The sequence below is a fragment of the Ruegeria sp. CE8 genome (genome assembly GCF_056537465.1).
Window position 1 is genome coordinate 178,480 of record NZ_JBQFRP010000010.1, and the last position, 12,064, is coordinate 190,543.

General features: G+C 55.6%; 11 protein-coding genes. 5 read left to right on the forward strand and 6 right to left on the reverse strand.

All coding sequences use genetic code 11. The features are described from left to right. Position 1: 1 nt before the first annotated feature. From ACR0AA_RS16565 to ACR0AA_RS16580, 4 genes are all read left to right on the forward strand, one after another. A complete protein-coding gene (locus ACR0AA_RS16565; protein ID WP_480666243.1) occupies positions 2–1,039 on the forward strand; it encodes an LLM class flavin-dependent oxidoreductase in 1,038 nt (345 codons plus the stop codon). A 14-nt stretch (positions 1,040–1,053) separates the two neighbouring features. Next, positions 1,054–2,517, forward strand: coding sequence for an aldehyde dehydrogenase (locus ACR0AA_RS16570; RefSeq protein WP_480666242.1), 1,464 nt, complete (start codon positions 1,054–1,056; stop codon positions 2,515–2,517). Positions 2,518–2,583: 66 nt separating this feature from the next. Beyond that, positions 2,584–4,254, forward strand: coding sequence for a BCCT family transporter (locus tag ACR0AA_RS16575; RefSeq protein WP_480666241.1), 1,671 nt, complete (start codon positions 2,584–2,586; stop codon positions 4,252–4,254). 70 nt (positions 4,255–4,324) lie between these two features. Beyond that, positions 4,325–5,773: an NAD-dependent succinate-semialdehyde dehydrogenase gene (locus ACR0AA_RS16580; RefSeq protein ID WP_480666240.1), complete on the forward strand. Its 1,449-nt coding sequence runs from the start codon at positions 4,325–4,327 to the stop codon at positions 5,771–5,773. 339 nt (positions 5,774–6,112) lie between these two features. On the opposite strand, the gene ACR0AA_RS16585 is transcribed toward ACR0AA_RS16580, so the two are convergent. The 6 genes from ACR0AA_RS16585 to ACR0AA_RS16610 form a co-directional block, all read right to left on the reverse strand. Continuing rightward, positions 6,113–7,051 carry an HAD-IIA family hydrolase gene (locus tag ACR0AA_RS16585; protein ID WP_480756462.1) on the reverse strand — a complete coding sequence of 313 codons (939 nt, stop codon included), beginning with the start codon at positions 7,049–7,051 and terminating at the stop codon, positions 6,113–6,115. Next, positions 7,015–7,830, reverse strand: coding sequence for a phosphonate ABC transporter, permease protein PhnE (gene phnE / locus ACR0AA_RS16590; protein ID WP_480642013.1), 816 nt, complete (start codon positions 7,828–7,830; stop codon positions 7,015–7,017). Before phnE (ACR0AA_RS16590) ends, ACR0AA_RS16585 begins: the two co-directional genes overlap by 37 nt. Then, on the reverse strand, positions 7,830–8,645 hold the full coding sequence (gene phnE / locus ACR0AA_RS16595; protein ID WP_480594728.1) for a phosphonate ABC transporter, permease protein PhnE: 816 nt from the start codon (positions 8,643–8,645) through the stop codon (positions 7,830–7,832). Before phnE (ACR0AA_RS16595) ends, phnE (ACR0AA_RS16590) begins: the two co-directional genes overlap by 1 nt. Beyond that, a complete protein-coding gene (gene phnC, locus ACR0AA_RS16600; protein WP_480666238.1) occupies positions 8,642–9,436 on the reverse strand; it encodes a phosphonate ABC transporter ATP-binding protein in 795 nt (264 codons plus the stop codon). The genes phnE (ACR0AA_RS16595) and phnC overlap by 4 nt, the downstream gene beginning before the upstream one ends. 57 nt (positions 9,437–9,493) lie before the next feature. Then, positions 9,494–10,468, reverse strand: a complete 975-nt coding sequence (phnD, locus tag ACR0AA_RS16605; RefSeq protein ID WP_480594730.1) for a phosphate/phosphite/phosphonate ABC transporter substrate-binding protein — start codon at positions 10,466–10,468, stop codon at positions 9,494–9,496. 61 nt (positions 10,469–10,529) lie between these two features. Further along, entirely contained in the window at positions 10,530–11,339 is an 810-nt protein-coding gene (locus tag ACR0AA_RS16610; RefSeq protein WP_480594731.1) for a DeoR/GlpR family DNA-binding transcription regulator, read from the reverse strand. Between the two features lie 245 nt (positions 11,340–11,584). On the opposite strand from ACR0AA_RS16610, the gene ACR0AA_RS16615 reads away from it, so the two are divergent. Beyond that, entirely contained in the window at positions 11,585–12,049 is a 465-nt protein-coding gene (locus tag ACR0AA_RS16615) for an NUDIX hydrolase (protein WP_480756463.1), read from the forward strand. Positions 12,050–12,064: the final 15 nt, after the last annotated feature.

Consider the following 12,064-nt stretch of genomic DNA (forward strand, 5'->3'; position numbering starts at 1 on the left):
CATGAAATTCTCACTCTTTGCGCATATGGAACGGATCTCTCCGGATCAGGACCAGAAGCAGCTGTATGATGAGTTCATTCAGCTGTGCAAAATCGCCGACGAAGGCGGAATGCACGCGGTCTGGACCGGTGAACATCACGGGATGAACTTTACCATCGCGCCGAACCCGTTTCTGAATCTGGTCGATGTCGCGCGCCACACCAAGAACGTGCGACTGGGAACCGGCACGGTGATCGCTCCGTTCTGGCACCCGATCCGACTGGCGGGTGAAGCGGCGATGGCCGATATCATCACCGACGGGCGTCTGGATTTGGGTGTCGCGCGCGGCGCCTACAGTTTTGAGTACGAGCGCCTAATGCCTAGCATGGACGCGTGGGAGGCCGGTCAGCGCATGCGCGAGCTTATTCCCGCCGTTCAGAAGCTGTGGCAGGGTGATTACGCGCATGAGGGTGAGTTCCACCAGTTCCCGAAAACGACCTCTGCTCCGTTGCCATTGCAACAGGATGGTCCCCCGATCTGGGTTGCGGCCCGTGATCCGAACAGTCACGAGTTCGCGGTCCAGAATGGCTGCAACGTTCAGGTGACACCGCTTTGGAATGGCGATGGTGAGGTGGAAGACCTCATGTCCAAATTCAATGCGGCTTGCGAGAAATTCCCGGATATTGCGCGACCGAAAATCATGCTGCTGCGTCACACCTATGTGGCCGTGGATGAGGCGGACGTGAAACAGGCAGCGATCGAGCTGAACCGCTTCTATTGCTATTTCGGGGCTTGGTTCATGAACAAACGGGATATCACGCAAGGTCTGATCGACCCGCTGAGCGACGAAGATATCGCCGCGCACCCATTCTATACACCGGAAAACATGGAGCGTGATCTGGTCATCGGCACCGCCGATACCGTCATCGACCGCCTCCGCAAAAGCGAAGCGCTTGGATACGATGAATACTCGTTCTGGATCGATTCAAGTATGCCGTTCGAGCGCAAGAAAGCCTCGTTGGAGCGGTTCATCAAAGACGTCATGCCGGCGTTTCAGTAAGGGATTGGCGTAAAATGCAGCAGTTTCAACAGTATATCGGCGGCACATTCTCGGATGGTTCAGGTCAGTTCGATAGTCTGGACCCGGCCAAAGGCGCGGTCTGGGCCCGGATGCCCGACGCGGGTGCCGACGACGTCAACCAGGCTGTTGAAGCTGCTGAGCAGGCATTCTTCTCGCCTGAATGGGCAGGGATGACTGCAACGGCACGCGGTAAGCTGCTGTACCGCCTGGCTGACCTGATAGCGGAAAACGCGCCGCGTCTGGCTGAGTTGGAGACCCGGGATACCGGCAAGATCATCCGCGAGACATCGGCCCAGATTGCCTATGTTGCTGAATACTACCGGTACTATGCGGGGCTGGCCGACAAGATCGAAGGCGCGCATCTGCCGATCGACAAGCCGGACATGGAGGTGTGGCTGCGCCGTGAGCCAATTGGAGTTGTGGCCGCTATTGTGCCGTGGAACTCTCAGCTCTTCCTGTCGGCTGTCAAAATTGGCCCGGCTCTGGCAGCGGGATGCACGGTCGTCCTGAAAGCCTCGGAAGAAGGGCCCGCGCCGATGCTGGAATTCGCCCGCATCTTCGATCAGGCCGGGTTTCCCAAGGGCGTATTGAACATCATCACCGGTGGTCCTGTGGCGGGGGCCACGTTAACCAGCCATCCGAAAGTTGCCCATGTCGCCTTTACGGGCGGGCCAGAAACAGCGCGTCACATCGTGCGCAACTCGGCTGAAAATCTGGCTTCGACCTCACTGGAACTGGGCGGCAAATCCCCGTTCATTGTCTTTGAGGATGCCGACATCGAAAGCGCCGTGAATGCGCAGGTGTCGGGAATCTTTGCTGCCACCGGCCAGAGCTGCGTCGCAGGCTCGCGCCTCGTAGTGCAGGCCTCGATCAAGGACGCCTTTCTGGCGCGGCTCAAGGACAAAGCCGAGGCAGTGATCATCGGCGCGCCCGATGATATGGCGACCGAGGTCGGGCCGCTTTGTACAAAGCGTCAGCGGGACGTCGCAGTTGATCTGATTGAACGGTCCGTCGCTCAAGGCGCCAAGCTGGTGACTGGCGGCAATCCAATCGACCGGGACGGGTTCTTTTTTCCACCAACCATTCTGGATTGCTCGGACGTACCAGATGCGGACAGCCTGACCAATGAGTTCTTTGGGCCTGTTCTGTCAGTGACCACATTTGAGACAGAGGAAGAAGCGATCGCTATCGCAAATGACACGAAATTCGGGTTGGCCTCGGGCCTCTTCACCCAGAACCTGACCCGCGCACATCGCATGATCCGCGCCATTCGGGCTGGCATTGTCTGGGTCAACACGTACCGCGCCGTCAGCCCCATCGCTCCGTTCGGAGGTCATGGACTTTCGGGTCATGGGCGCGAGGGCGGTCTGCAGGCTGCGCTGGACTACACCAAGATCAAATCGGTCTGGCTGCGCACCAGCGACGATCCGATCCCGGATCCGTTTGTCATGCGCTGATCTGAAACTCTTCACCGCGAGTAAGGGCAAGCGGTGCGTCTATCTATCAATGGGAGGAATACCAACATGGCTGACATTCAGCCCCCCAAAAGTGGTGACCATCTGGTCTCTGACAAGGGGATGTTCAAAGGGTTGCACAACGGGATGAGCATCGCTTCCAAAGCGATGGTGGCGGCCTTTGTGCTGTTCACAATTCTCAACGTCGACTTCGCCAGCGGCGTCTACAAAGGCGTCCGGTCCTGGGTCGAGGGCGCGCTGAGCTGGTACTATATCAGTTCGGTCGTCATTCTGTTCTTTGTCTGTCTCTATCTGATGTTCAGCCGGTTCGGTTCCATCCGTCTGGGCGACGATGACAGCCGTCCGGAGTTCAGCAATTTTTCGTGGTTCGCCATGCTTTTCTCGGCAGGGGTCTCGATCGGCATCCTGTTCTTCGGTATCGCCGAGCCGTTGTTCTATTTCGACAATGCGGCGGGCTGGGGTTATCCAAACAACCCGTTTGCTGACGCTGCCGGGCACACCGAAATGAACATGCAGCGGGCTGTGGATGCGGTGGTCGTCACGAACTTCCATTGGGGTCTGCATGGCTGGGCGATCTATACGATGACGGGCCTTGCATTGGGGTATTTTGCCTTCCGTAAAAAGCTGCCGCTGACCTTCCGTTCGGCGCTGTATCCGATCCTGGGCGACCGCATATACGGACCGGCCGGGCACGCTGTGGATCTGTTGGCGGTGTTCGGCACAGTGTTCGGTATCGCAACCTCTATGGGTCTGGGTGTTACGCAAATGGCCGAAGGTCTGAACGTTCTGTTCAACACGGGCACGAGCACGATGCTCAAAGTTGGTCTGGTCATTGGAATCTCGATTGTAGCCACACTGTCGGCTGTTTCGGGGATCGGAAAAGGCATCCGAATTCTGTCGGAATGGAACATCATTCTGTCGATCCTGCTGGTTCTGTTCTTCTTGTTCGCTGGTCCGACCCAGTGGCTGATCGGCTTCTTTATGAACGCCATGGGTGACTATGCCACTGGTCTGTGGTCGATGGGTTTCTGGACTGCATCCGAGCCCGGCGATGTTGCCTGGCAAGGTGCCTGGACCATGTTCTACTGGGGTTGGTGGTTGAGCTGGGCACCATTTGTGGGCATGTTCGTGGCGCGTATATCCAAAGGGCGTACGATCCGTGAGTTCATGCTGGGCGCCATGTTCGTTCCCACCACCATGGCCTTCATCTGGATTTCGATCTTCAGCGGCAACGCGCTGTTCATCGAAATGAACGCCGCAGATGGCGTCGGCTCCGCCGGCCTGATCGAAATGGTCAACAACTGGAACCTGGGTGGCACGCTTTACGGCACAATTGACCTGCTGGCGTCAAACGGCACGTTGTCGTGGTTGATCTCGGCACTGGCTACCTTCTTGCTGGCGACGTGGTTCATCACCAGTTCGGACTCGGGCACTCTGGTCGTCACCACGATCCTGTCCATGGGCAATGCGCACCCGCCGAAACTGCACCGTGTCGTTTGGGGCGCTGCACAGGGTCTGGTTGCAGCCGTACTGCTGATCGCCGGTGGCTTGTCGGCCCTGCAAACCGCCGCCATCGCAGCCGCGCTTCCGATCTCGATCCTTGTGGTCCTGATGGCATGGGGTGTCATCAAGTCCCTCTTCGAGGACAGCTCGGCCACGAAAGTGCCGTCGGGCCTAGCACCGGATGGAACCGCGCTCGACGGTGATCTGCACGCCTGAACCGGCTTCACCAACTAACTCAAGCGGGCGGGGAAAACCTCGCCCGTTTGCAATCACACAGGAGACACCAATGCTGACTTTGAAGCGTGCCGATCTTTTGATTGAAGCGGCCTATCTGAACGGAGAATGGGTGGCGCGCGATACCGGGTTCGATGTCACGAACCCTTCGACCGGAGAGGTTATTGCGCAGGTCACGGATTGCTCGGTTTCTGACGCGAATGCGGCCATCGATGCCGCGCGATTTGCCCAAAAGGACTGGGCCGCACTGACGGGCAAGGAACGTGCCGCAATCTTGCGCAAGTGGTTCGACCTGATGGTCGCCAACGTGGATGATCTGGGTGCAATCCTGACTGCTGAAATGGGCAAACCACTGGCCGAGGCCAAGGGCGAAATCATGTATGGTGCCAGCTTTGTCGAATGGTTCGGCGAAGAGGCCAAACGTGTCTACGGTGATACGATCCCGGGCCATCAGCGCGACAAGCGTATTGTGGTTATGAAACAACCCGTTGGTGTCGTGGGTGCCATCACCCCTTGGAACTTCCCCAACGCGATGATCGCGCGCAAAGTGGCCCCCGCGCTTGCGGCTGGCTGTGCCATGGTGGTCAAGCCTGCAGCTGAAACGCCTTTGTCTGCTCTGGCGATGGCGAAACTAGGAGAAGAGGCGGGCATCCCACCCGGAGTGTTCTCTGTGGTGACATCCACCGACAGCATCGGTATCGGCAAAGCGTTCAGCGAAAACCCTGTGATGCGCAAAATCAGCTTTACCGGATCGACCCGGGTCGGAAAAATCCTGATGCAGCAGGGTGCTGATCAGGTCAAAAAGTTGTCACTGGAATTGGGCGGCAACGCGCCATTCATCGTGTGTGACGATGCTGATCTGGATAAGGCCGTCGAAGGCGCGATGATCTCGAAATTCCGCAATGCCGGGCAAACCTGCGTCTGCACCAATCGGTTCTATGTGCAGGATGGCATCCATGACGCCTTTGTCGAGAAGCTGACGCAGGCGGTCGCTGCGCTGCCGGTTGGGGATGGGTTTGCAGACGGTTCGGCAATTGGGCCGCTGATCACACCGGCAGCCGTTTCCAAAATCCGTGAGCACATTGCTGATGCGGTGGATAAAGGCGGAGAAATCTCCACCGGTGGTTCAGAGCATGCGTTGGGCGGGACCTTCTTTCAACCGACCGTCATCACTGGTGCGACGCAAGACATGGCAGTTGCACGGGAAGAAACCTTTGGTCCGCTGGCGCCAGTGTTCAGGTTCTCGGAGATTGGAGACGCGATTGCCGCCGCAAACGATACCGAATTTGGGCTGGCATCATACGTCTACACCCAAAACCTGTCGCAGGTCTGGCAATTCATGGAACAGCTTGAATATGGCATGGTCGGTGTGAACACCGGCCTGATCTCTACCGAAGTGGCACCATTTGGTGGCATCAAGGAAAGTGGACTGGGACGTGAAGGATCAAAGTACGGGATCGAAGACTATCTCGAACTCAAATACTGCTGTCTGAGTGTCTAGGCGTTTGCTCCCACGGTTTGATGGTGAGATCCATTAGCTGGAATGTCCGGTTGGGGCTCAAACTACCAGCCTGAACCCGCGCAGCGAATGACTGGTTCGAGCCCTTAGTGAACGATGCGGCGCGTTCAACCGACGACGGCTATGCGCAGAAAGCGGGCTTTGCATAGTTCGGAATGCGGCCCAAGCCGGACATGAGTTCAGAGTTCATTTGTTGCGGAGGGTTCTCCAAAGCTGCCGTTCACGCGCGGCGCTTCGTTCACATGGTCGGCATGTTCGCAACGCAGGATCAACCGACATTCGAGTAAACAGAAAGACGTATCCAAGCGGAACGCCCTAATATCAAGGCCGGTTTAAAACAAAGTTCGGTACTATCCCTGCCTTCATGATCGCTGCTTCAACATCATGCCCTGCGAAGAAACCGAATCCAGAGATGAGCGCGGAAGCTATGCCAGCCTTTCGTGCACCTAGAATGTCGGTGTGCAGGCTGTCGCCAACCATCAGAACCCGGGACTTGTCGATGTGCCCCAGACGATTGAATGCAAGATTATAGATGTTGGCGAAAGGTTTTCCAAAGAACTGAGGGGGGACGCCTGTCCGGTCTGCTAGCCGGTGCGCATAAAGACCGGGTTCCTTAGAGAAACCGTACTCGCGCGGAGCGACAATGTCAGGATTGCCGACCAATACCGGGCGGGGACGTTCCAGCAAAGCGGCCTCTAACATGGCTTGTCGCGTTTCATTCCAAACAGCTGACCCAATCATCAAAAATCCGTCGACGGTTTCGTAGGGCTTCGGGTCATCCTCCAGATAGGATAGTTTCAATTCCTCCAGATCGCGAAGGCCGGCACTTGGAGTTGCCATCAATCCCCAATGTAACTCACTTTGGCCGTTTAGTTCAGACAACAACGTGGCCCGACTGGTGATCACGTCTTGTGGCGCGAAGTTGTAACCAAGCCTATTGTATTTCTCGATAAGAGTTGCGTGGGGAAACCCTGCGGCATTCGATACGACCAGAACACGTTTGCCGGCGGCTGTCAGCGACCTGACCCGATCTGGTGTATCTGGGATTGCCGTATCACCAATATTGAGAACCCCGAAGGCATCGAGGAGGAACACGTCAAACTCGTGAGCTATGTCCTCCAGTGTGTCCGCCCGACGATAGCTCACTTCAATAGATCTGGTTTGCGGAAGGCGATGTCTTACAGCCTCGTAGGCGTCAAATGCCTCTTGCGCAGAGAAACCGGTCAAATGATGGCCCCTCTTACTTTCGCCGAAACCCATTCACTGATCATGACCGCAACAAGAATTACAATCAGGATCAGACTAACTTGCGGCCAAGCCAGTACGTTGAGCGAAGCCGACAATTGCAACCCGATACCCCCGGCTCCAACCAGCCCGAGCACCGTGGATTCGCGGATGTTGATATCCCAACGGAAGACGGCAATGCCGGCGAAAGCGGGCAGGATTTGCGGAACGATTCCGTAAGCCATGACCTGCCAGCGTGAAGCTCCGGTCGCCGTGATTGCTTCGACCTGCGTGTGATCAATTTCCTCAATCGCTTCGTAAAGAAGCTTTGCGCAAAACCCGATGGAACGGATGGCGATTGCTATGACACCGGCAAAGACGCCGGGACCAATAATCGCAATCAGAAGAAGCGCCCAGATCAACGAGTTGATTGAGCGGGTCGAAACGATGACCAACAGGGCAATGGGCCGGATGAACAAGGCCGATGGCGTGGTGTTGCGGGCCGCCAAAAAGGCAACCGGCACTGCCATGCACAGGGCGATGATCGTACCCAATGTAGCGATGTTCAGAGTATCCCAAATCGGGCGGCCCAGTTGGGTGATGTAGTCCCACTTAGGAGGCGTTGCACGGGTCCAGATATCGTTGGCGATGCGGGGCGCATCCCAGACGAAAAACCAAGTCGTCGATTCCGATATGAGTTGCCAGCAGTAAACAAATATCGCCACGCCCAACAGCCAGCCGAACCAGCGAACCAGACTCTGGCCCGTCGTCCGCCGACGCCAGATTTGCGTATCGTCGCGTTCAAGCACCGGCATTACTGAACCCTCGCCCGGATAATTCCCGAAAGGTATTCAAGTGCCATGACGATCCCGATGATAAGGATTAGAATGGCAGCTGCTGTGTCGTATTCATAACGATCAAACGCAGTGTTCAATGTTGCCCCGATACCGCCTGCCCCCACGAGCCCAAGAATTGCGCTTTCTCGGAAATTGATGTCAATCCGATACATGGAAAGCCCCACAAGTCGCGGCATCACCTGTGGCTGAACGCCATAGTTGATCCATTGTGGCCAACGTGCGCCTGAGGCTTTGATCGCCTCGGCCTGCACCTTGTCCATGGCTTCGATATCTTCGGCCAGAAGTTTGGACAGAAACCCGATGGTGGCGAAGGAAAGCGTCAGAAATCCGGCCAGCGGACCAAAACCGAAGATAGCCACGAGCAGAATGGCGACGATGATCTCTTGCAAAGCCCGGCTTATCGCGACAATGCCTCGACAAATCATGTAGATTGGCAGTGGGGCGATATTGCGTGCTGCTCCCAATCCAATCGGGATTGAAATCAGGATGCCCACGACCGACGCGGCCACGGTCATCACGATACTCTCCAGAAGGCCGCTCCAAATATCTGACCACCGCGAAATGAAGTCCGGGCTGGTAAACGCGAGTACAAACGCCCATCCCCGGTCCAGCCCTTCATAGACCCGCCCCCAGTCAACATCGATGGTCATGAAAGCCGCAATCAGGTAGGCGAGAAAGCCAAGGATCAATGCCCAACGGAGCAATGGGTTTTTGACAAAGGCAGGCTTACGCCAGCCTTTTCCAAGCATGTCATCCAGTTCTCGATGGCTCATTCCGCAGCCTCGACATCTTCATCTTCGTCGACTCTTTCGATGGTCGCTTCCCAGTCTTCCTCCCCATAGATCTCGGTCAACTTCTCGGGGGTAAGGCCTGTTGGAAGACCATCATAGACGATTTCGCCAAAGCGGAGGCCCACGACGCGCGGAACGAACATTTGGGCAAGCGCCACATCATGGATATTGATAATGGCCGCCAGTCCGCGTTCCTGACACAGCTCGGTGATCAGGCGCATAATCTGGCGACTGGTCTTTGGGTCCAGCGATGCAGTCGGCTCATCGACCAGCAACAGTTTCGGGTTTTGAATCAAGGCGCGGCAGATGCCGACCCTTTGGCGTTGACCACCCGACAGTTCATCCGCCCGTTTGTCGGCCATATGTAAAAGCCCCACCCGATCAAGCAGGCGGAAGGCCTCGTCGATATCCGATTGCGGATACCGCCGCAGAAAGCTGCGCCAGAACCCAACATATCCCAGCCGTCCCGACAACACGTTTTCCATCACCGTGAGGCGTTCGACCAAGGCATATTCCTGAAAGATCATGCCCATTTCGCGGCGCGCTTTACGCAAAGAGCCCGATCCGAGTTTGGTCAGGTCCACGTCACCCAAAAGGACACCACCGCTTGTGGGTTCAACCAACCGGTTAATGCACCGGATCATGGTCGATTTGCCCGCGCCTGAAGGACCAATCAACGCAAGCACCTGCCCCTTGGGAACCTCCAAATCAACCGCTTTCAGCGCCTGATCCCCGGTCTTGTATGTTTTTGTTAGCTCCTGAAGACGCAGCATAAATTGTCCCTGTATAGGCTGTAGGCGGGCCGTTCAGGCCCGCCGATTATCCGTGTGTCACTGGCAAGCGTAGGAAACGCCATTTGCTGCGTCGATCTTGCGAATGACATCCCAGAAATCTTTGTAGTTCATTTCAATAAACTGAGCCTCGTTGGACTTAGAGAACTCTGCTTGAAGTGCTGTTCCTTCCCAGTCGAATGTGAAAAACGCTTCTCTGATTTTGTCCTGAAGATCAGGCGGAAGGTTGTAAACGGTACCAAAGCCAGTGGTTGGGAAGGTCTGCGATTTGTAGATAGACACGACCTGATCGGCATCGATCACGTCCCTAGCGATCATCCGTTTCATGACAGAATTGGCCACCGCACCTGCAGGATAATCTTTATTTGCAACGCCCAGCACCGTGTTGTCGTGCTTACCCGAGAAGACCGGTTCAAAATCACGATCCGCAACCATGTCATAGTCGCCCTTCAGGATGGCGGAGGGTGCCTTGAACCCAGAATTTGACGTAGGTGACGAGAATGCAAGCTTACCGCCCTTAATGTCTTCGACCGCCTCGACCCCTGATCCCGGAAAAGTAATCAACTCCATCTCATAGCCGAAATGTCCGTCTTCCGAAGCCATGATCGTGAATGGCCGGAACCCCGCGCAGTTTACAGCCAGCGGGTTCGATCCAGTATTGAAACCAGAGATATGCAAACGGCCGGACCGCATAGCTTCGATCTGTGCTGCGTTCGATTGAACCGGAAATATCTCGGCCTTTTTACCGGTAACTTCTTCAAGATGGTCGATGAATTCCACCCATGCGTCCCGATAAACCGCCGGGTCCTCGACCGGAGTATAAGCAAATATCAACGTGTCGGGATCAATCCACTCACTAGGATCAGTAGGAATATCCGCGATCAGATCTCCGTCGGCGTCACAAAAACGCTCGTCCAAATCACCGCGCGGACAATCCTGCGCCGACACCGTCCCACTCAGCGACATGAGCGCAATTGCGGATGCCCCAACCAATAGTTTGAAATCGACCTTCATGTTTTCCTCCCAGTTATGCGCGGCCCTTTTTTCGATCCGCTGTCAATCAATCATGGCATGCCTACCCGGCGACGAGAACATCGACCTCGGCGCCCTCAATAGCGTTCCGCAATTCTCCTGTTGGTTTTTTGTCGGTAACTATGGAATCCAGGCCGCTAAGGTCGCCCACTTGAGACAGGCCTTTGCGACCGAACTTGCCGGAAGCAATAAGAAGATGCCGCTTCTCGGCACGTGTCAGCATCATCCTTTTTACTGCAGCAAAACCCTGCACTGTCTCTGAAGGACCTTCGGTTGAGAACCCTGAGGAACCGATCATGCACCTGTCGACATTGAAACGGGACAGAAATTCCAGCGTCTCGGTTCCGATCGTTGCAGATTCAGTTGCCAAGTATTCCCCTGGGCATAACAGGACTTGCGCAGCTCCATGGCCAAGGGTCATCGCAACTGGAATTGAATTGGTGATCACCGTGCAGTGGGTGCCGAGATAAGCCAGTGCACGTGCCATCTCGATGGTGGTTGAACCGGAGTCAATCATGACCGTTTCACCGCCCTGAATTAGTTCTGCCGCGCTAACACCTATCCGCTCACGTTCCTCAACCTGTGCGTTTGTCCGTTCATCCAAGCCTGGAAAGTGTCCTTGCGCAGGGGCTGACGCCCCCCCGTGTGCACGCGCGATCAAACCGTCGTTCGACAGGGCGTCGAAATCCCTGCGCACCGTCTCGTTAGAGACGTTAAACCGCTGTGCCAGTTCGTTGATGCGAACGTGCGGGCGCAGCTTCAACTCCAACAGTATCTGTTGGCGCCGATCGGATTTCTTGACCCGGCTCTGGTTCTTTTCAAACATTTTGCCGCGCGTTTTGGTTTTGGACATCCGACAACCCGACTAGGTTTCGAAACCTACCTTTGTGGGCTTTCGGGCATTTTGCAATAATTTTTGTTGCATAACCCTCGGAAGGTTGTGAGAATTCGAGAAATTCCAAGTGTTTCAAAGCGCAGAGCAAAAGATGCACAGGCTGATCAAATTCAGAAGCAAAATCGAGGGAGTGTTTTAACTGGCCAACTTGCTAATAAGACAGCTTCCTTTTGTTTTTTGATCGTGCGGCATTGAGGGACAGAATGAGCGACAGCGAAACAGCAGATCAGATTGCGGCGCTTCCGATGCGCTGGGACAAGACTGGCAAGTTGCGTGTTCTGATGGTCACTTCGCGGGATACCGGCCGGTGGGTTATCCCAAAGGGATGGCTAATGGATGGCAAAAAGCCATGGCATGCAGCAGAAATAGAAGCTCAGGAAGAAGCAGGCGCAGTCGGCACCATATCGAAACGGCCAATCGGTCATTTTTTCTATGATAAACGATACGAGGGGCGAAGCAGCGTTCGCTGCCGCGTTACCCTTTATCCTCTGGTCGTCGAAAAGTTGAAGCGACGCTGGAAGGAAGAAGGTGAACGAACGCGTCATTGGTTCTCACCGGCAAAGGCCGCAAAGTTGGTTCAAGAAAGAGACCTGTCTGATTTGCTGCATAATCTAACGGACGATCCAGAAGTCAAAATTGTCATAAAGAAACTTCGAAAGGCTGCATGAGGAAGGGCATGAAAG